At 55.1% G+C, this 20818-nt stretch carries 13 protein-coding genes and 2 tRNA genes; 5 read left to right on the top strand and 10 right to left on the bottom strand.

From position 1 onward, the window contains the following. Window positions 1-2 precede the first annotated feature (2 nt). From CQ017_RS16200 to CQ017_RS16165, 9 genes are all read right to left on the bottom strand, one after another. A complete protein-coding gene (locus CQ017_RS16200) occupies window positions 3-1646 on the bottom strand; it encodes a GTPase (RefSeq protein WP_105554569.1) in 1644 nt (547 codons plus the stop codon). Continuing rightward, complete coding sequence (locus CQ017_RS16195; protein ID WP_105554568.1) at window positions 1643-3412, bottom strand: dynamin family protein; 1770 nt, start codon at window positions 3410-3412, stop codon at window positions 1643-1645. Before CQ017_RS16195 ends, CQ017_RS16200 begins: the two co-directional genes overlap by 4 nt. 95 nt (window positions 3413-3507) lie before the next feature. Further along, a tRNA-Glu gene (locus CQ017_RS16190) sits at window positions 3508-3580 on the bottom strand. Between the two features lie 48 nt (window positions 3581-3628). Next, window positions 3629-3700 (bottom strand) — tRNA-Gln (locus CQ017_RS16185). 578 nt (window positions 3701-4278) lie between these two features. Next, complete coding sequence (locus CQ017_RS17950; protein WP_146112517.1) at window positions 4279-4506, bottom strand: hypothetical protein; 228 nt, start codon at window positions 4504-4506, stop codon at window positions 4279-4281. After that, window positions 4493-5998 (bottom strand): glutamate--tRNA ligase, encoded by a 1506-nt coding sequence (gene gltX / locus CQ017_RS16180; RefSeq protein WP_105554567.1) that lies wholly within the window; start codon window positions 5996-5998, stop codon window positions 4493-4495. Before gltX ends, CQ017_RS17950 begins: the two co-directional genes overlap by 14 nt. A 122-nt stretch (window positions 5999-6120) precedes the next feature. Then, a complete protein-coding gene (locus CQ017_RS16175) occupies window positions 6121-6885 on the bottom strand; it encodes a fumarylacetoacetate hydrolase family protein (RefSeq protein WP_105554566.1) in 765 nt (254 codons plus the stop codon). A gap of 648 nt (window positions 6886-7533) precedes the next feature. After that, window positions 7534-8628: a branched-chain amino acid aminotransferase gene (locus CQ017_RS16170; RefSeq protein ID WP_105554565.1), complete on the bottom strand. Its 1095-nt coding sequence runs from the start codon at window positions 8626-8628 to the stop codon at window positions 7534-7536. A gap of 118 nt (window positions 8629-8746) precedes the next feature. Beyond that, window positions 8747-9805: a 3-isopropylmalate dehydrogenase gene (locus tag CQ017_RS16165; protein ID WP_105554632.1), complete on the bottom strand. Its 1059-nt coding sequence runs from the start codon at window positions 9803-9805 to the stop codon at window positions 8747-8749. A gap of 161 nt (window positions 9806-9966) precedes the next feature. Here CQ017_RS16165 and CQ017_RS16160 point away from each other — a divergent pair, with 161 nt between their 5' ends. Further along, complete coding sequence (locus CQ017_RS16160) at window positions 9967-11178, top strand: sensor histidine kinase (RefSeq protein ID WP_258133767.1); 1212 nt, start codon at window positions 9967-9969, stop codon at window positions 11176-11178. Between the two features lie 5 nt (window positions 11179-11183). Continuing rightward, entirely contained in the window at window positions 11184-11873 is a 690-nt protein-coding gene (locus CQ017_RS16155; RefSeq protein WP_105554564.1) for a response regulator transcription factor, read from the top strand. 69 nt (window positions 11874-11942) lie between these two features. On the opposite strand, the gene metG is transcribed toward CQ017_RS16155, so the two are convergent. Beyond that, window positions 11943-13493 carry a methionine--tRNA ligase gene (metG, locus tag CQ017_RS16150; RefSeq protein ID WP_181150576.1) on the bottom strand — a complete coding sequence of 517 codons (1551 nt, stop codon included), beginning with the start codon at window positions 13491-13493 and terminating at the stop codon, window positions 11943-11945. A gap of 354 nt (window positions 13494-13847) precedes the next feature. Here metG and CQ017_RS16145 point away from each other — a divergent pair, with 354 nt between their 5' ends. From CQ017_RS16145 to CQ017_RS16135, 3 genes are all read left to right on the top strand, one after another. Next, the gene (locus CQ017_RS16145) at window positions 13848-15872 is read left to right on the top strand and encodes a CDP-glycerol glycerophosphotransferase family protein (protein WP_105554562.1); all 2025 of its coding nucleotides are present in this window, start codon (window positions 13848-13850) and stop codon (window positions 15870-15872) included. Next, window positions 15872-17752 (top strand): hypothetical protein, encoded by a 1881-nt coding sequence (locus tag CQ017_RS16140; RefSeq protein ID WP_146112516.1) that lies wholly within the window; start codon window positions 15872-15874, stop codon window positions 17750-17752. Before CQ017_RS16145 ends, CQ017_RS16140 begins: the two co-directional genes overlap by 1 nt. 672 nt (window positions 17753-18424) lie before the next feature. Further along, a complete protein-coding gene (locus CQ017_RS16135; RefSeq protein ID WP_146112515.1) occupies window positions 18425-20716 on the top strand; it encodes a putative transposase in 2292 nt (763 codons plus the stop codon). Window positions 20717-20818: the final 102 nt, after the last annotated feature.

Genomic DNA, 20818 nt, shown 5'->3' with positions numbered 1-20818 from the left:
TGCTATTCGGCTTTCTTCGCCGCGTTGGAAATCAACGCTGCATAACTGTTGTATTGCTCTAAGTGGTGTGCAGTGGGATCCACGATATATCGACGGACGACCCCCGACACTGAATTTTGGAGGTTTTTAAGCGCTTTCCTACGCTTCAGTCTAGCGACCATTCGATTGACGAATGATCCAAGAATTCCGAGGACTATGCCCAGAAGTATCCCGGTGAAAACCATCAGCGTGGGAATCGCGATCCCTTCGACTCGTGGCGTCTGCGGCAGGTCGAATTGGAAGTACGCGGCCAACGCTATTCCGCCCAGCCATAACGCGCCGGCCAGGGCCACGATGATGCCAAGCCATTGGACAAACTTGGTGACCGGCCACCACCAGGACTTCTTTTCAACGCCCAAGGTGCTGCTGGCAATGGCTATATCAATATCGTTGGCTAGTTCTTCCTTCTGCTCATGCACGCCGTCCTTCAATGATTGGGACCAGCGTGGCGACAGATCTTCGGTGGCTTCGCCAAGATAGCGCCCTACCGATTGGTCAACCGCCGCATTTTCGGCCACAGAAAGATCCGGGCGAGACGTCAACGTGATTTCTGGCTTTTCGATTCCACGCCCAAGGTTCATGCGCTTGAGCGGATCGTTGCGCAGTCGAGTGAGCCAGCTGGTGATTGGCCAGCCCGTATTGGTTGAGGCGCGTAACTTATATGACGTCTGCACGGCATCGGCAATGCGGTGCGTTCCATGAGCTTTGGCGATATTGCGTTCTAGTTCGGATTGCTCCATCACTCCTGGCATTCTGACCTTGGGCACGGCGAGTTCACCTTCAAGCGTGCGCAGCAGTTCGTCAACATCGGCGCGTAAGCGCCGGGTGGCCTGCACCTTGGTTTTCAGTGCAGAAGCAAACTTTCCACGAATGCCCTCTAGTCCTTCGCCGGTACGCGCTGAGGCCAGAATAACGGGAACCTGTCCAACCCCTTCGCTTTCAAGCAACGCGGCCAAGGAACCGCTCACAGGTGCCCGGTCGTTAGGCGCAATGGTGTCTATCTGGTTGAGCACCACTAAGAGGTTTCCGCGCTGTCCTGAAAGTTCGCTGAGGTATCCATGATGGATCGAGGCGTCGGCATATTTCTGGGGATCTAATACCCATACCAGGTAATCAACTTGCCCCGCTAGACGCGACGCGATCTGATGGTGCTCGGTGGAGGTTGAATCCATATCCGGCAGGTCAAGCAGGATCAGTCCTCCGGCTTGGTCCTGTGATTTTTTCGCTTCCGCACCGAGCACCTGGGAATCAAGGACATGACGCTCGCTTACTTCGAGCCAATCGAGCAGCTCACCGGCGCCTTCCGGCTGCCAGATGGCGGCCACCGTCTTGGTAGTGGTGGGCCGAATGACGCCAGTTTGCGCAATATCGGAACCGACAAGGGCGTTGAAAAGCGATGATTTGCCGCTGCCTGTCGCACCGAACAGCCCGAAGACCACGTGGTCTGCCGACAGCTGGCGGCGGGCTTCCGCTCGTTCGATGACCACCGCAGCGTGATCAACTACTTCAGGTTCAAGATAGGGCTCGGCAATTTGCATTGCCGAAACCACCGCGTCAATTTGCTCGCTAAGTCCCGAATGAGCACGATTCACCTTGCGCTCGCTCATGCCTTGAATCCTCCCCTGCGCAGTCCGTTGACTTGTTCGCGTAGTTCTTGCACGATTACCGGCTGAAGATTAGCTTCAATCTCTCCCTGATAGACAGCCAGATTCTCGTCCATGAGTTCGCGTGTTCTGGCTTCCAACATGGTACGTGCGCGCGTGGCCATACGCCGAACTGCTTCTTCACCGAATATAGCTTCCAATAATTTCTGCCCGACAACGGCAGAGCCACCGGCGATGCCTAGTTCCAGCCCGGTCATGCCGGCGGTAGAAGCGAAGACGACAACCATGAGCGCTACCGCCACCCCATTGACGCCGAAGGCGGCAATCCTCGCGGTTTTTCGTTTGCCAGCCCCCTCGCTCCGGATCATTGCCAAGACATCTTTCTGCCACGCGCGGATGCTATCCGCGGCCCGGACCTCAAGGTCTTTGCCGGGGCGTTCCGCCGGGAGCGATGCTAAAAGGTGTGTCCCGATGGGTGTATTGCGCCAGTTCCGATCAATGTCTTGGAAGGCATTGGTGATTTCGCTGACCAATACGGTGTGAAGCCCAGATTCTATTGCTTCTTCCACTCGATGGGTCGCCACCGGTTTCCCGCTGAAAAAGGAACCGACTCGATCTCGAATTCTGCCTATGACGCCTTCAATGCCGCGCAGCAGTTCGCCGGCTCCCACAAAATCTTGCCATCTGGCGAGGATCTCGCCGCGAAGGAGCGAACCGTCGTTCAACGCCTCTGTAGTTTTGCCCACGGCGAAAGCGAACCGTTCGGTGGCGACCTTCCCCAGGGCGTTGAGCTGCGAGTCCTGGTCTTCGGCTTCTTCGCTGAGCGCGTGGAGGTCTTCGTGCAATCTCCTGATAGCGCCTTCGAGCGTTTGCTCAGCGATGCGTTGGCGTTCGGTGGCGTCAGCAGCCAGGGAATTCAGCCAAGCCGAAAAAGGTTCGATTCGTTCCCCAGGAATCATTGCTCGTTCATCCAGCTGAACTTCATTGATTACATGGAGTAGTTTGGGGTCCAGGTTTTTTGCGGCAAGCAACCGTTCGAGATCTGGAACGATATCCGTTTCGGCGCCGGCCGGGACACGGTTGAGAATCACGCATACGGTGATTTCGCGGATACCTGCTTCGCTTAGTACTTCCCACGGAATAGCGTCGGCATAACGGTTCGCCGTGGTGACGAAGATCCAGAGGTCTGCGGCATTCAAGAGTTGTCCGGCTAGGGCGCGATTGTCGTCGGAAACCGAATCGATGTCTGGTGCATCGAGGATTGCCAGCCCGCGTGGAACGTTCGGATGCGGCACGACAAGCAGCGCGTCATGGCGGTCCATCCCGTGCCCTGTGCTGAAGCCTGCCCCACTCAGCCGGGTCAATTCAGGAAGTACCCGCTCGTTTGCGAACCAAGGTTCGTCTGCGGGGTTCACCGCAAGCACGGGCGTTCGCGTGGTGGGCCGCACGGCACCGGAGCGGCTTATCTGGTCGCCGAGCAGGGAGTTCACCAAGGTAGATTTACCGGCACCGGTTGATCCGCCAACCACAGCCAGCAGCGGGGCGTTCAGGTTGTTGAGACGAGGTTCCAGATAATCATTGATCTGGTGCAAAGCCTTCACTCTCAGCTGTTCGCCACCGGGAGCTGAATGCGAGGTGGAGAGGATAAAGTTCAGATCATTCAACGACGATTCGAGCTTGGCAAAGCGATCCAGTAGTTGAACGGCACCGGCGTCAGGTAGCTGGTTCGCCGGTTCGGTCGGCTCCTGCGGCAATGATGTGGACTCCATAAGCTCCATCATGCCTTATGGAAAGCGCTCTGCCATCAGCACACGAATGCTTTGGCCGGTTAAAGGAAAAAACCACGACCGTGTCGTGGTTTTCGTGACCCCAACGGGATTCGAACCCGTGTTGCCGCCGTGAGAGGGCGGAGTACTAGGCCGCTATACGATGGGGCCGTACGCTGAAGATTTCTCTTCAACTCACCAAATTACTCTGGTGAAGCGCTGGGATACCAGGACTCGAACCTAGAATGACGGAACCAGAAACCGTTGTGTTGCCAATTACACCATATCCCAATGTGACTTGGACTTTTGATCAAAAAACCTCGAAGGGATTCGGATCGCACGCCGCAGCACGAGAATTAACTATACCCACGTAGCCGAGCCATGACAAATTGATCATGCGCCCTTAGAGTCCATCGTGAGTCATGCGGTTTTTCGCAGCAGAGAGGTGGGCTCTGCTAAGTCCGGCCTCCGCGCCTCCGGAGTGGGGCTCACGCTCCAATGCACGGTCGGCCAAAACCGCGGCGAGTCCTGCGTTCTTCGCGCCGAGCGCATCATTAACGCGATTATCTCCGGTGTACAGCGTCCTAGCGGGCTAGGTTGCCGATGCAGAGCAACCTGTCATATATGCTGCCAAGTCTGGTTTCGGAGCTCCCGCGGTATCCGAACCAATCACCACCGATAATCCTGAAAGACACGCCGCTTTCAACTTCAATCGTTGCTACGGCTCGTACCCCTCGGTCCAGAAGCGAAACTCGTCATCGCGGGGTATATTTCGCCCGGCGAGTTCCAAGGATCAAGTCAAACACTGTTGGCGCTGTCCTAAGACTGCGAGTTCTCCGGACATGCATCTCGCGTATGCGCCCGCTTGATCAACGGCAAAGCCCTCCGCTAAGAGAGCAAAGTACGGCGGGCGTGACGTCTTTCAGTTTTTCGGCGGACAACGCGATGAATGCCTCGATGGCAGCCGTACGCAAATCCACTAAAGCATCTTCAATATCAAAGAGAACGCCTTCGATACGTCCATCCGAAAGGACAGAGATATCGAAGGCGTTCTTTATTTCACTCTTTTCAGGTTTTACCCTGCTAGCGGGATTCACCGAACACGCGAAGACGGTTCAGGCTGGATTCCCGGCCCAGAATTTCCATTGACTCGAACAGCGGTGGCGAGACTCGCTTTCCGGAGACAGCGACACGTGCTGGCCCGAAAGCCTGACGTGGCTTCAATCCGAGCTCGTCAATCAGTTTCGCGCGCAGCGCTTCCTGAATGGTTTCGGCGTTCCAAGCCTGGACACCTTCCAATGCCTGAATGCTCGCTTCAACGACTTCGACAAGGTTCGTTGGCATTCCCTTCAGAGCCTTGTCGTCAATCTCGATCTGGTCATCCGTTTTGAAGAGGAATTCCATCATCTCTGCAGCTTCGCCCAGTAGCCCAATGCGTTCCTGGACCAACGGCGCGGCCGCGTCAATTACTTCGTTTTCACGCGCGGTCAGTTCGGATCCAACTAGCTCGGCAGCCTGCAGGTACGGAACTAGCCGGTCGCGGAAGTCCTGTGCCGCGAGCAGGCGTACGTGGGTGCCGTTAATGGCTTCTGCCTTTTTCAGGTCAAAACGTGCGGGGTTCGACAGCACGTCCTTGACATCAAAGGCTTCGATTAGCTGGTCACGAGTGAAGATGTCTTCATCTGCGCTCAGCGACCAGCCCAAGAGCGAGAGGTAGTTCAGCAATCCTTCGGGGATGAAGCCGCGGTCGCGGTGCAAGAACAGGCTCGACTCGGGGTCGCGCTTGGAGAGCTTCTTATTGCCCTGGCCCATCACGTAGGGAAGGTGGCCGAACAGTGGCATGTACTGAGCAACCTTGATGTCGATCAAGGCGCGGTAGAGCACGATCTGGCGAGGAGTGGAAGAGAGCAGGTCTTCACCACGTAGCACGTGAGTAATGCCCATCAAGGCATCGTCCACGGGATTCACCAGGGTGTACAGCGGCTGGCCGTTTGCCCGAACCACCACGAAGTCTGGAATGGTGCCCGGCTTGAACGTGATTTCGCCACGGACCAAGTCGGTGAAGGTGAGGTCTTCTTCTGGCATGCGAATACGCAGCACAGGTTCGCGGCCCTCGGCCTTGAACGCGGCAATTTGCTCGTCGCTCAGGTCGCGGTCGAAGTTGTCATAACCCAGCTTTGGGTCGCGGTCTGCCGCCTTGTGGCGAGCCTCGACTTCTTCCGGGGTGGAGTAGGACTCATAGACGTGTCCGGCAGCGCGAAGCTTTGCAATGACGTCCTGGTAGATGTCGCCGCGCTGGGACTGGCGGTAAGGCTCATGCGGGCCACCGACATTGACGCCTTCATCCCAATCGATGCCCAGCCACGCCAAGGCGTCCAGCAGCTGGTTGTAGCTTTCTTCGGAGTCGCGCTTCGCATCCGTATCTTCGATACGGAAAATCATCTTGCCCCCGGTGTGGCGTGCGTATGCCCAGTTGAACAAGGCGGTACGGATCAGGCCAACATGTGGGGTGCCCGTAGGCGATGGGCAGAAACGAACGCGAACCGGGGTTTCGTCGGTCACGGTAGGAATCAGCGATAGATCAGTCATGGTGTTTTCATTCTAGTCTCGTTGCAAGGCAAGAAGCACAATAGCGCGTTGGTCTTCGCATCACATAAGGATGCGAAGACCAACACGCTATGGTCGAACGGGCCTTGGCCAGTCCTTTTTGCCTAGCGGCGGAAGACGCTACGCAGCGTTCCGATACCTTCAACTTCAATCTCGACGTTGTCGCCTTCAGCGACCAGCCCGACACCTGCTGGTGTGCCAGTGAGGATCACGTCTCCGGGAAGCAACGTGAAAGCTTCGGAAGCCCGAGCCACCAGATCATTCACCGACCAGATCATCTCGCTGGTCGATCCGTCTTGGCGGACTTCACCATTAACTCGGCTGACGATTCCCACGTCATCCGGGTTCTCCAGCTGCGTTTCAATCCAGGGTCCCAGCGGGCAGGCGCCGTCAAAGCCCTTTGCGCGCGCCCATTGCGGGTCGGTGCGCTGGGCATCGCGAGCGGTGAGGTCATTGGCCACGGTATATCCGAAGATCACGTCCGCTGCCTTTTCGGCGGGGACATCCTTGCAGATACGACCAATGACCACGGCCAGCTCGCCTTCGAAGGAAACTTCCTCGGAGAACGAAGGAAGCGTCACCGGGTCGCCGTGCCCAACCACCGAGGTGTTTGGCTTCAAGAACATCAGCGGTTCGCTAGGAACCTCATTGCCGAGCTCTTTGGCATGCTCGCCGTAGGTCCGGCCAAATCCAATGACTTTTGACCGTGGAATGATCGGTGCAACAAGTCGTACATCGTCTAATTGGTGCGTGGCACCCGTGGTCTTGATGCCCTGGAAGAAAGGGTCACCAGCCAAAACATGGACATCGTTTCCGTCAACGACTCCGTACATTGGGTCGCTATCAACTACAAATCTGGCAATGCGCATAGTAATAAGCCTAGGGCATGTTCTGGCCTGAAACGCATGCTGCCGATAAGCCAATCCGAAGGTTGGCGTGTGATTTGCTACATCAGGCAAAAGCTATGCGCACAGCCTGTAGCGTTCCAGGTTCCGGGAGGCCGATTATCTGCTGCTACGGAGCCGTGGAACTGGTGGCCGCCGGCCGCTTTGGTGTCGGCGTACCTGTGGATTTCGTCTTTGCAGCAATTGGTTGCAAGTCCAATTCGGAAATTGAAGTTTTCGCAACGTTCGCGAAGACTCGGCCATTATTCGATGCGGTAAGTCGACTTCCAAATTGACGGGTGAGCTGCGGGCTGCCAATGGTTGCACGAGTCCCTGCCGGGAAAATTATGACTGTTGTTGCCCCAGCCGCACTGTGAACCGCCTTGCCCTGCTGCTCTAGGACAACCAGGTCCGCGTTTTCCATCCAGGCCGGTAGCTTGTGTTCTTTGCATTGGTCAGACCAATGCTTCCTGAGCAATCTCCCCCCTCCTGCGCTATTGAATTCGACCATTCCAGATTCTCCAGCAGAGAAGCACAAAAGTCGGGCAGCAACGAAATCATAATTGCCGCTGGCGAGTACAGAAAAGGCAGCCCACGCTCAGGAGGCGTGGACTGCCTAAAGTAGTTACTGATTTAGGCCAAGCGCTCCAGCCAACCGTGACGGTCCTCTACGGTTCCACGCTGGATGCCGAGAAGCTCTTCACGGATCGACATGGTGACTTCACCTGCCGGCGCATTTTCATCACCGATTAGTTCGTCACCATTCTTCAGGACGCCAATTGGAGTGATGACTGCAGCGGTGCCGCAGGCAAAGACCTCAGTGATTTCTCCATTAGCGATGCCGTCACGCCACTCATCCAGGGTGATCTTTCGCTCATCAACTTCCATGCCGCGATCCTTGGCAAGCTGGATGATCGAGGAACGAGTGACACCTTCGAGGATGGTGCCGGTTAACGCCGGAGTGACCAGCTTTTTGTCCTTGGTCACGAAGAACACGTTCATTCCGCCGAGCTCTTCCACTGCATTGTCGTTGAAAGAGTCAAGGAAGAGTACTTGCTTGCAGCCGTTCTCTTCTGCCTCGAGCTGAGCCACCAAAGATGCCGCGTAATTGCCACCGCATTTGGCCGATCCGGTGCCGCCGCGGCCTGCGCGTGCGTAGTTCTTCGATACCCAAATGCCCACTGGCTTCAGCTCTCCACCGAAGTAGTTTCCGGCCGGTGAAGCAATCACACGGTAGGACACTTCGCGTGCCGCACGGACGCCCAGAAACGCCTCGGTAGCGATCATGAATGGGCGCAGGTACAGAGCTTCCCCATCACCGGTTGGAACCCACTCAATGTCGGTAGCAACGATTTTGCGCAGGGACTCAACGAAGACTTCATCATCAAGCTGCGGCAGGGCGAGACGAGCTGCAGACTTATTCAGGCGAGCAGCGTTTGCGTGGGGGCGGAAGGTCCATACCGAACCGTCTTCGTGACGGTAGGCCTTCAGGCCCTCAAAGATCTCCTGGCCATAGTGCAGTACCGAAGCGGCTGGATCCATGGCGATCGGCCCGTACGGCTCAACTCGCGCGTCATGCCACTGGCCCGAGCCGGGTTCGGAGGTGGCGGTCCAGTCAATGACCACGGTGTGGTCGGTGAAGAAGTCTCCGAACCCCGGGTTGGCCAGAACGGCGGCGCGTTCTTCTGCGCTCTTGCGATTCGATGAAAGATTTTCGTTGAATTCCATCTGCCTCAGGACTTCCTTGCTCAATTAACGAATAACGGGTGCCCCACGCCATTGGCGGAACACCCGTCCGTGGATTTGCTTCTCGATTAGCGGCTAATCGAGATACATCGCTTTTAGCTTATGCCAGTAGCGACACGATTGCATCGCCAATTTCACTTGTGGTGCGGTGATCGGTCAATTCTTGGCGTGAAGTGATCTCTTTTTCGACAGCTTGCTCAACGGTAGCCGCTTCGGCAGACATGCCGAGGTGATCCAGCATCAGCGCCACCGACAGAATTGCGGCGGTAGGATCAGCCTTCTGCTGGCCGGCGATGTCGGGAGCAGAACCGTGGACCGGCTCGAACATGGATGGATAGGTACGGTCCATATTGATGTTGCCGCTGGCCGCCAGTCCAATGCCACCGGTGATGGCGCCGGCCTGGTCGGTGAGGATGTCACCAAATAGGTTATCGGTCACAATGACGTCGAATCGGGATGGATCGGTAGTCAAGAAGATGGTCGCTGCATCTACGTGCAGGTAGTCGTGGGTCACCTCGGGGAATTCCGGTGCCACCATCTCGACCGTGCGCCGCCACAGGTGTCCGGCATAAACCAACACGTTGTGCTTGTGGACCAAGGTCACATGCTTGCGCTCCCGGGCGGCTGCACGGGTAAAGGCATCACGAACTACACGCTCAACACCGTAGGCGGTATTCACTGAGACTTCGGTCGCGATTTCATGCGGGGTGCCGGTACGCACGGAGCCGCCGTTTCCAACGTACGGGCCCTCCGTGCCTTCGCGGACGACTACGAAATCGATGTCGCCCGGGTTAGCCAGCGGGCTTTCGATTCCAGCGTAGAGCTTGGCAGGGCGCAGGTTCACGAAATGATCCAACGAGAAGCGCAGCTTCAGCAGCAGTTCACGCTCAATGATTCCCGAGGGGATTCTTGTGTCGCCAGGGGCCGCGCCGACCGCGCCAAACAGGATGGCATCATGCTGCTTGATAGCTTCGAGCGTCTCATCCGTCAGGGTCTCCCCTGTCTTGAGCCAGTGTTCCGCACCCAACGTGTATTCGGTGAGATCAACTTGTTGGCCTCCACCGTTGGTCACGAACTTCAGGACCTTCACGGCTTCGGCTACCACTTCTGGGCCGATACCGTCGCCTGGAATGACAGCAATATTAATAACGTTTCCCATGTTTTCATCATAACGAAGCAAATCCACCATTTGAGAACCTATCTCAAATACTGAGAATCATTTCAATGTAAGTCATGAGAACATCAAACCGTGGCATGAGGACGGAACTCCGAGCGCTGACTAAACTCGAGACATAGCAGTCTTTAGGCACGAGGGAACAGTTGATCTTTAATAACCCGCACCGGCGCATCGACCGGTGGATTCGTTCAAACCCCGGCCGGATCGATTTGTTCACCGGCGCTCTCTACACATTGATGTGCACGGGATTCGCGCTTGCCATGGGTGCCGGGGGCGGCATGGGTTTCGCCCTTAGTTTATTGGCCATCACCATTTTGCAATCGGCACCCTTGATGGTTCGCCGCCGCTATCCATGGGGCGTCACGATTGTCGTGGTCTTCGCTCACCTCATGCAGTTGTTCTTTCAGGGCACCTTTCTCCCCTCGCAGCTATCGGTGCCCTTGCTGATTTACACCATGGCTGTCTACGGGAAACGTTGGCAATCATTCGCTACCCTAGGCGTGGGGTTGCTCGGTGCGATTCTTGCAACATTTAACATCTTTGGTCCGGGAGCCTACGGCCAGTCCACATTGTCCTTTGACATGATCATCTCCTTTGTGGGCTTATCGCTGGTTGTGATGCTGGCCTGGACCTTTGGTGACCTCGCCCGGAGCCGGCGGCAAACCCTCAATGCCCTGCGCGCCCATGCGCAACGCCTGGAAAACGAACGGCTGATTGAACGTGAACTGGCTGCCTCGGATGAACGCAACCATATCGCCAGAGAAATGCATGACATCGTGGCCCACTCGCTCTCGGTGATTATCACTCAGGCAGATGGTGCACGATACGCGGCCGCCAAGGACCCAAACATCGCGGTTGAAACCTTGAAGACGGTCTCTGACGCGGGGCGTTCCTCACTGCGCGAAATGCGACGCCTGTTGGGCGTGCTGCGCACAGATGAAGATGTAGATCACCGCCCGTTGCCAACATTGGAAAACATTCCGGAGTTGGTTGAAACTGCCATGCAGTCCGGACTAGAAGTTTATTTCCAAGTCAAAGGGTCGCCTCGTCGCCAGCTGCCTACCGGAGCGGAACTGACCGCGTACCGATGCGTGCAGGAAGCCCTGACTAATGTCATGAAGCACGCAGGCCCGAGGTCAACCACGAACGTGACTCTGAGCTGGACCAATCGGGGCGTTGAAATTAGCGTCATTGATGACGGCCGGGGCGCAGGGAGCCTAGGCATCGCTGGCACCGGTCAAGGTCTGCGCGGATTACACGAACGAGTCTCCCTATACGATGGAACAAGCACCGCTGCTCCGCATCCAGGCGGAGGATTTGCCGTCTCTGTGTTCATCCCCTACTCCGAGGACTAAAAAGAATGACCCCCAGTGAGCCAATTACAGTTGCCTTGGTCGATGACCAGCTTCTGGTTCGTAGCGGTTTCCGCATGCTCATCAATTCCCAACCGGATATGAATGTTGTCGCGGAGGCTTCCAATGGACGCGAGGCGTTGGCCTCACCTTCGTTGGCCACTGCAGATGTCATCTTGATGGATGTCCGCATGCCGGAAATGGATGGAATCGAAACGACCGAACGGCTACTGACTTCTAAGGATCGTTCCAAGCAGGCGCCACGTATCATCGTGCTGACCACTTTTGATATGGACGAGTACGCGTTCAGCGCCATTCAGGCTGGAGCGAGCGGGTTCCTGCTCAAGGATGCTCCTCCCGAAGAGCTGCTGGAATCGGTGCGTACGGTAAACCGCGGGGACGCCGTGATTGCGCCTTCGACAACAAGAAGGCTTCTGGAACATATGGCCCCGCTGCTTAAGCGCTCCTCGCAAACCGACGATACGTTGATGTCCGCCGTAGAGTCCTTGACGCCTCGTGAACGTGAAGTCTTCGGACACATCGCCTTGGGGCGTTCGAATCCAGAAATCGCCAGAGATCTGTTTCTCTCCGAAGCCACGGTCAAAACTCACGTGGGACACATTCTTGCCAAGCTTGGGGCCCGTGATCGGGTTCAGGCCGTGGTGATTGCCTACCAAACCGGTGTGGTCAGCGCCTAGCACTTGCCGATTAAACATAGAGCTCCAAGCTGGTGTTGAAACCAAGCTTGGAGCTCTAAGTTTTCAGGCTTACTTTTCTTCTTCGTAACGCGGGAAAACCGGAGCCGGCGCTGGCAATTCGGTTCCCGGCACCAGGACGGTGTCAAAGTTCTCGAAATTGCGTGCCGTCCCCTGGTCAACAGCCAGCAGGTCAAGCATGCCGGTCATAGTCTGCGGCAGGACCGGCTGCAGGAGCATTGCGACCTTGCGAACGATTTCAATAGTCACGTAGAGTACCGTTTCCATGCGTGCTGGGTCGGTTTTCTTCAACTTCCATGGTTCCTGCTCGGCGAAGTACGCGTTGGTATCGCCTAAGACGTGCCAGACGGCTTCCAAAGCCCGGCTGAAGTCTTGGCGGTCATATGCTTCCTGATTGATTTCCAGAAGCTTTGAGGCGGCAGCCAGTATCTGCTCGTCGGCTTCCACCAGCTGTCCCGGGGTCGGCACGGCTCCCCCGCAGTTCTTGGCCACCATGGAAAGCGATCGCTGAGCCAGGTTTCCAAAGTTATTCGCGAGATCGCCATTAATGCGCGCAACGATGGTGTCATGGTTGTAGCTGCCATCCGCGCCAAAGGTCACTTCACGAAGGAAGAAGTAGCGCACCTGGTCGAGTCCATACCGCGCCACAAAATCATCTGGTGACACGGTATTGCCCAAGGACTTGGACATCTTCACACCGTTATTGTGCAAGAAGCCATGGATCATCACACGCTTGGGCACCGGCAGCTTTGCCGACATGAGGAAGGCCGGCCAGTAGATGGCGTGGAACCGGGAAATGTCCTTGCCGATGACGTGAACGTCTGCGGGCCAGTACTTCTGGAAGGACGCCGAATCCACGTCGGGGAAACCGGCACCGGTCAAGTAGTTCGTCAGGGCATCGACCCAAACGTACATGACGTGCTTCTCATTGCCGGGAACCGGGATTCCCCAGTCGAAGGTTGTGCGCGAAATCGAAAGATCCGTCAGACCGCCTTCAACGAAACGAACAACCTCGTTGAACCGCGATCGGGGTGCGCCGAAATCAGCATTCTCTTCGTAGTGAGCCAGCAGCTTGTCCTGGTACTTGGACAGCCGGAAGAAATAAGATTCTTCCTCGGTCCAAGTTACCTCGGTGTCGGTTTCGGTTGTGTAACGGATACCGTCTTCGCGAACCTCGGTCTGCTCTTCGGTGTAGAAGGCTTCGTCGCGGACCGAGTACCAGCCGGCGTACTTGTCCAGGTAAATATCGTCGTTGGCTTCCATCCGGCGCCACAGCTCCTGCGCCGCGGCATGGTGGTCCGCGTCTGTGGTCCTGATGAAGCGGTCGTAGCTCGTGCCCAATTCATCATTCATCGACTGGAACGCATCCGAGTTGCGCTGCGCCAGCTGCGCTGGGGTGATGCCCTCATTCTCCGCAGTCTGCATCATCTTCTGACCATGTTCGTCCGTACCGGTCAGAAAGAAGACGTCATGCCCGTCAAGCCGCTTGAAACGCGCCATGGCATCCGTTGCGACGACCTCGTAGGCATGCCCAATATGTGGGGTGCCATTCGGGTAGGAGATAGCTGTGGTGATGTAAAAGGGTTTCTGCTGAGAAGTCACGATACAAATTTACCTTAGTCCCGCGAGATCCTCACTTTCACAGAAATCTACAGGGTTGGCCATGACGAAAAGAATGGCGCGGGTGAGACTGTGATTATTTTTACAACGTTGGATTGAACCTCTGCACCGAAGAATGATCGAACCGCGCTGACTTATGGCACGTCATATACCCGTTAATCCAAACGCATGGCCGCCTGCGAACAAACGCCAAACCAAGCACTAGGCGTACGATTGCATATTTGTAGCGTCCAAATAATGAACTTAAAATGAATTAATGGTTAACCTAGTAGTTGTGCCATAACGCCAAATGGCACCAGCATCATTTTCGGACCTACGTTCAGGAAACTTATTTCAATGACGGAAGTACACAAGCTGCTCACGATTGTGTTTGAAACCTCGGCCAAGCTTGACCGCGAATCTGAAGTTTATCGACGGCTGATCTCCGCTCGGCTTAAGTACGAGCCTTTCTTCGATCTTCAAATTACTTCCGAAAATTTGACGACATCGGCACTGCGAAACATCGTAGACGCACTTGAGACTAAATATGTACTCTTCGTTCGGGATACTCACAAGATTCCCACTAATTACGTAGCCACGATGATCGACTATCTGCGTTCTCGTACCGTTTATATGGCCGAACCACACATGTACACGGCTGGCATCCCAAAGGACGTCACCATTACTAAGGTAGAACAGGCTTATTTCTACGCGAGAGATGCAGACATCTACGGTGTGGCTTTCAATACCGGTCGTCTACGCGATGCAATGGATGCAGTTGGCGACGTTGACCGCTCTGCTCTTTATATTAGCTTTAGACTCTACTGGTCAATTGGCACCGTCAAACCATTACCGGTTGGATATTCGGTAGCCACTAATACCAAGGCCGCCATCGGAAACCTGCTGGATCCAGCGACAACTCGCCTGTTCCCGATGGTCAGCACAAATTCAATTGAGGTTCGAACCTATATGGTTCGATACCTCGCCATTTATCTTCGCGGACTCCGCGGGGTAAAAAAGACAGCTGTTTCCACGACACATCTGCGCGATCTAATCAAATCTTTCAAGCTGGACAAACTTGTCTCGTTAGTTCAGCCTCTGCAGCCATTCGAAGCGTCCTGGATTTCTTGGCTCGCAGGATCCGATAAGTCCACTTTCCTGTACAAACAGCTCACGGCGGCAGATTTCTATTTACAGTTCAGCGATGCTGCAAACCCAGTCGCTGGCGACGTAGACCTATACGATATTGAATTCTCCGATATGAACGTTGCTATCAACAAGGCCTATCTACCGCATGAGCAAAGGGATTCATACGCGAACCCAGCTGTCTATGATTTTTACAGCCGTCCGATGTCGCCATCCTCGTTGATGATCTTCTTTGACCGTCCGATGCAGGCAGATGACAACGCGGAGTACCTGTACGAATATTTCACCAGCCACCATCCCGAATACACCCATGCCTACTTCGCGTTGAATCCTAAATCAACAGACTGGCCTCGACTAGAGGCTAAAGGCTTCAACCTAATTCCAATATTCACACGAGATTTCTACGAAAAATTCCTTGAATCCGATCTTGTAGTTTCCTCACAGATCTACAATCTCCGGTACAAGGGCAAATCACTAGAGAACTCACGCTTCGTTTACCTTCAGCACGGAATACAGCTCAATGACATGTCGGATTGGATCATTTCCAAGTACTTCGACGTCTTTGTTGCCACTGGAAAGCTGGAAGCCGATTATCTGGAGAAATACGCTCCGGTCGAAACGTTGAATTCTGGACTCCCCCGGTTGGAATCCTTGGAGAAGACGACGCAAGAAGGCCAGCACCTACTATTCATGCCGACCTGGCGTTTTAACCTTAATCAGGTATCCAACGAGCATTTCACTAGCACGGAATACTTCCGCGCTATCGACGGGCTAATTACTGATCGCCGGGTACTCGCTTATTTGGACAAACACGATGTCACGCTGCATGTGAAACTGCACCCGAACGTCGAATCGCGTGCTTCTCTTTTCCATTTCTCGCAGCGTGTAGTCAAGTCTGATGATAGCTACCGGGAAGCAATCTCCTCAGCTGACTTTGTTTTCACCGATTACAGTTCCGCCGTCTTGGATGCCTCGTTCATCGGTATACCAATCGCTTATTACCAATGGGATTCCAAAGACTTTTTCCAAGACCAGCCCTACGAAAGTCGGCTGGACTACCGCTCCGAAGGGCTCGGACCAGTCTTTGATACTTCAGATTCCTTGATTGAATACATGACCGGTGAAAAGTACCTCGACGACTCATCGGAATATGCTCAGCGTAACGAACGCTTCTTTGAAGGCGTTGATCCGAAGCGCATCAACGCCAAGATTGTAGACAGGATGCTTAGCCTCTAATGAACCCCGCAAAAATAATCAAAAATCGTGTTTCTATGGCAGGTAAAGCGGCGGCCTACTCAACAACCGGACGTCTGTTGGCCCGGAAAGTTATGGGCTTGCCCGAGAAAAGCAAGGTCCGCAGCGCGCTAACCAAACGAAACCTAGATGACAGTGTTCGGCGCATGACTAGTGAGGGCCTGCCTAAAGGCACTTACTATGCAAAGCTAACCATAAACAACTGGAAGCCACACAACGGTAAACCGTTCAGTATTCTTCAAAATGGCGAGCTTGTTTATGGTAACCAGATCGAGCCACCAGCTCGCGGATTCCCACTTGAATACCGAAATATCATCGTGAGTTCAGATAACCCACGTGATTTTGAGTTGGACATTGACGCTAGCTTCAGCATCAAGATCGGCCGTGGATCCTACACAACGCCGCAACAGCTTAAATACGACAAGCAATACGACGTTGAACAGCACGGTGACGTTTACTACTCGTTGCGCGGAAACACCACGAATCCTAAAAAAATCCTATTAACATTTCCAGGGTTCGGACCATCAACTTCACGCATCTCGTACGCCGTGAGCTACCTCAAAGCACTCACGGACACGGATCTAAAAGACACCTTGATGGTCTGCTTCCAAGACCGTTATCTTGCTGCGGGTTCATACATGATGGTGGACAACGCTGGGCGACCGCTTTACTCCCGAGTTCGCGACGTCATTTCAGGATTCGCTTCCCGCTTTAAAGTTGCTAATGAAGATATTTTGTTCTTCGGTGCTTCCAAGGGCGGGAGCATCGCAATTCATTACGCGCAAGAGTTCGAAGAAGCCCAACTGCTACTGGCAGTTCCACAAATGAGCCTGCCATACTACTTCAATAAGCCTTTCTTCAGGAACAACTTGTTCCAAAATCAGGCTATTAGTTCCCTCGAGCAGCCTCAAGAACTACTTCGTCGCTATTTTTCCGAGGGACGTAAAATTGACTACTTTTACACAAACAATGATGAACTGAGCAATCATTCGCTTATCGAGTTCGCGCACGACGTTCCAAATCTAACGAAGTACCGCGTTAACGGTGTCCACGGTGCGGTGGCACGCGCTGCGCTTCCTTCAATGCTTGGGCTGATGCGACAGTTCCTGAAGCCAACAAGCGAAAAGTCCTTTACCTGCGAACAAGTTCGCGAATTCCCTGGTGACGGAACACTCCAGATACAAGTACGCGTTGATCTAGAATCGTCAAAAATCGGAAATGCGAATTGGTTCCTCGAAGGTACCCTTGGCCGCACGATTTTCCGTCAGATCATGAGTAACAGCCAGCATCCGTTCGTGAAATACACTGCCGATAATCAGAAGCTTTTTGGCGCCTACGACTCTATTGATGAGCTGGCGAGTTTAACTGTTCTGGAAGACAACGGTGCGGTTTCCAAAGCAACTCTAAATCACAGCTTCAAAGCGCTCGAAGGATCAGCCTCGAGGCTGGAAGTCGCTGCTTCTCCTCTGCTTCTCGAATCAGCAGCACCGGCAACCTACAACATGGTCAATGATGAGATCTTTGACCAGTATCGGTACGTTTCCCAGTCGGTCAATGGCAACGGAGATACCGTCGAGGTACGCTTCACCAGTGATTTGAATGCTTCAGATTTAACCACCAACGTAGATCAAGATGTTGCCTACTTAGTTGCAGTTGAAATCTCAGACGATAATCCGCTGATCGACCTGATCGGATTGAGGCTTCAAATTCTCTCCGGTTGCGAGAAGCTGCGCTTGGTGGACGCCGACGATTCCCTCAATGAGACTGACTGGGCCGCGCTTGAAAACACGGACTGGGCGACTTTAGAGATGCGGAAATACAGTTTTGCCTCATATACAGAATCTAATTCGCTAACGCTCTGAAGCACCGTAAGGATTGGGGAATTTTCAATTCCCCAATCCTTACTCTCTTCTTCCCACACCGGTAGAACCGAGCTTGACATGACAAGTGCGGTCTAATCAATTACGACGTTTGAGTACGTGTACAAGATTCATGACAACGCTGTACACCTTGATCGTCACTGGGTTCCATTTTTCGTGACTCTTCAGTTCACTCCCATGGAAATGGAAACGTCCTATACAGCGAAGACGGTGCGAAGCTACGCAATTGCCGTTTACGCTATGTGGGTGATAGCGGGGTAATTCATATCCGCAAGTCTGCTCGTTTTATCGAGGTAATTAGCGCCGTTTTCCATGACTCCACTTTTACCATGGAGAAGGTGCGTCTTTTACCTCACCCGCCCGTCTGCTTCCTAGCCCGGGTATTTCATGACGACGGCAGTCATTAACTGACTTAAAAGATGAAAAGGTGATCTGAACTGGGAAAATGGGAGTGTCTAAGCTTCCAAAATACCCGTTCGAAGGATCACCTTTTCTGTGAACCCAGGGCTCTGGACATCGGCTCCCCATGAATAGTTAGAGTTCCCCGGAATGCTGGGGAAGAATCCACCTCCGGCACTATTAATCCAGTCATTCCTGAGATATAATTAACTAGACGAATGATGCGGGTTCAGATGAGGTGGGAAGATGGTTCTGATGACAACACAACCACTACTTGCCTTCGCGCCCACTGGCAGCGGAACCACCATTGGCGCCGCTGTGGAACTCGTGGAAAACAATGACGGTGGACAGGTATTCATCCATGGACTACTCACTCATGTTTGGGCTGCCGGCGATGAAGAATCCCGCCGCTATGCCGCGGTGAACCTGCTATCCCTGCGCGCCGCGCCCGCACCGGTCATCGCCACCGGGTTCGGCATCTCCACCGCAACTCTGTGGCGCTGGAAAAGCGCAGCAGACACCGCTGGGATCACCGGGCTGCTCAGTGAAAAACGTGGTCCGCAAGGAAACTCAAAACTTGATGGTGAACTGATCACCCAGATCCACCAGCTCAAAGCCTCCGGCCTCTCAAACCGCGCAGCAGCCAGCGAAGCCGGGGTCTCCGAGTTCAGCGTACGCCGCGCCATGACTTTGAACCCCGCAACAGGCCAAGCCGCCACTGCCAGCGCGAAGAGCCAAACAAGCCCTGAGAGGCAACCCGGCACCCCCGCGCCATCCGTGCCAGAACAGCTTGCCCTGCCGATCCTGGTTGATCCTGAACCACGCACCACCGAACGCGTAGCCGCATCCACTGGGAACTTGGACGAAGCGTCCCCGGTGTTCACCGCCAGCTCCCGCATCCCTTATGCCGGGCTGCTCCTGGCCTTGCCCGCGGTGGAAGCTACCGCACTGGCCGACTGCGTCCAGCAGAGTTATGGTTCGCTCAAGCCTGGGTTCTACGGGCTGAACACGATGATCTTGGAAACCGTGCTGCGTACCCTGGCCGGTGAACCGCGTGCTGAAGGCGCTACCCGGTTGGACCCGGCAGGGTTCGGCCGGATCCTGGGCATGGACCGGGCCCAGGAAGTGAAGACCGTGCGCCGCAAGCACCAGGAACTCGCCGCCATGGGCAAGGCTGCCGACTTGCTCACTGCCTTGGGCCGCCACCATCTGGCCAGCACACAACCCACCACCCAGGACAAGCTTGGGCTGCTGCTTTACGTGGACGGCCACGTACGTTCCTACCAGGGGAAGAAAAAGACCGGGAAGCAGTATTCCACGAGGCTGAAGTTCCCGGTCCCGGCGTCGATGGAATCCTGGGTCGCTGACGCGAAGGGCGCACCGGTGTTCATGGTCATGGCTAAACCTTCCACTTCCTTGGTGGGCGAGCTGCGCCGGCTGACCCCGAAACTGCGGGACATGATCGGTGATGAGCGGCGCGTGCTGATCGGCTTTGACCGCGAAGGGTGGTCCCCGCAGCTATTCCATGACCTCTCCCGGGCTGGTTTTGATCCGCTCACCTGGCGCAAGGGCACCACCGAAGACGTTAGCCCGGACCTGTTCAGCAAGGTTGAGTACGTTGATCAGTTCGGCACCAAGCATGAGTACGGGAAGGTCGCCGATACGACTGTCACTTTGGCCTACGGGTCAGCGGGTCAGGAAACCTGTTTCCAGATGCGGCAGATCAGCCGGATCGTGGCCGCTGGGAAGCAGGTCCGCGAAGCCACCGGCCAAGAGCATCGCCAGATTCATATCCTCACCACCAACACGGACCTGCCAGCAGCCGAGATCGTGTTTCGTATGAGTGCACGGTGGCGGCATGAAAACTACTTCCGGTACGCGCGCCAGCATTTCGCGTTGGATGCCCATGACAGCTACCAAGCGTTCACTGATGATAGTGAACGTCGGGTGCCGAATCCTTTGAAGGACAAGGCGAAGCAGAAACGCGACGCGCTGGCCGCGAAAGTGCGGGCGTTGGCCGCTGCCGCGGACGTTCAGGAGCTTGCCCTGTGTTCCCCGGAACCAGGGGAGACGGTAACGATCACTAATAAGATGCTCAACGAATTGAACGCTCCGGTATTGGCAGCTGAGAAGCAGCTGGCCGAGGCGTCCAAGGCCTATCAGGCGATTTCAACGAAACTCCCTTTGGGTGAAGTGAACCCTGGGCAGCAGGTGCTGGAATCCGAGTTGAAGCAGGTGTTGCACGCGTTTCGGATGGCCGCGTATAACGTCACGATGATGCTGGTCACCCAGGTGCGTACGCAGACCGGTTATAAGGCAGCGTCGAGCCAGGCTCATGTGTTTGTGCGGCAGGCGTTAAAGCTGAGCGGGGATTTGGACCCACGCCAGGACGGGGTGCTGGAGGTGCTGTTGGATCCTTTGCCGACGCGTCGTGCCACGGTGGCGTTGGGTGAATTGTGTGAGTTGCTCAGCGGTACGCGGACCGTGTATCCGGGGACGGATCGGGTGTTGCGGTATCGGGTGAAGGGCTTAGCGGCGACTCATTAATTTTCTACCGATGTCCAGAGCCCTGGGGCCCCGGAATCCAGCCCGGCTGGCTACGGCAACCAATCCGCTGATTATCGACCTCGACGCATCGTTGGTTCATGT

Source organism: Arthrobacter sp. MYb224 (assembly GCF_002975455.1).
In the GTDB taxonomy this organism is placed as follows: Bacteria; Actinomycetota; Actinomycetes; order Actinomycetales; family Micrococcaceae; genus Glutamicibacter.
Note: the sequence above shows the minus strand (reverse complement) of the source record. Positions and strands in the feature narration are given on the sequence as shown.

Bases quoted from the DNA above. Each gene is read 5' to 3' on its own strand.
- CQ017_RS16200 (WP_105554569.1), bottom strand. From the start codon at position 1,646: ATGAGCGAGCGCAAGGTGAATCGTGCTCATTCGGGACTTAGCGAGCAA.
- CQ017_RS16195 (WP_105554568.1), bottom strand. From the start codon at position 3,412: ATGGAGTCCACATCATTGCCGCAGGAGCCGACCGAACCGGCGAACCAG.
- gltX (WP_105554567.1), bottom strand. From the start codon at position 5,998: ATGACTGATCTATCGCTGATTCCTACCGTGACCGACGAAACCCCGGTT.
- CQ017_RS16175 (WP_105554566.1), bottom strand. From the start codon at position 6,885: ATGCGCATTGCCAGATTTGTAGTTGATAGCGACCCAATGTACGGAGTC.
- CQ017_RS16170 (WP_105554565.1), bottom strand. From the start codon at position 8,628: ATGGAATTCAACGAAAATCTTTCATCGAATCGCAAGAGCGCAGAAGAA.
- CQ017_RS16165 (WP_105554632.1), bottom strand. From the start codon at position 9,805: ATGGGAAACGTTATTAATATTGCTGTCATTCCAGGCGACGGTATCGGC.
- CQ017_RS16155 (WP_105554564.1), top strand. From the start codon at position 11,184: ATGACCCCCAGTGAGCCAATTACAGTTGCCTTGGTCGATGACCAGCTT.
- CQ017_RS16145 (WP_105554562.1), top strand. From the start codon at position 13,848: ATGACGGAAGTACACAAGCTGCTCACGATTGTGTTTGAAACCTCGGCC.
- CQ017_RS16140 (WP_146112516.1), top strand. From the start codon at position 15,872: ATGAACCCCGCAAAAATAATCAAAAATCGTGTTTCTATGGCAGGTAAA.
- CQ017_RS16135 (WP_146112515.1), top strand. From the start codon at position 18,425: ATGACAACACAACCACTACTTGCCTTCGCGCCCACTGGCAGCGGAACC.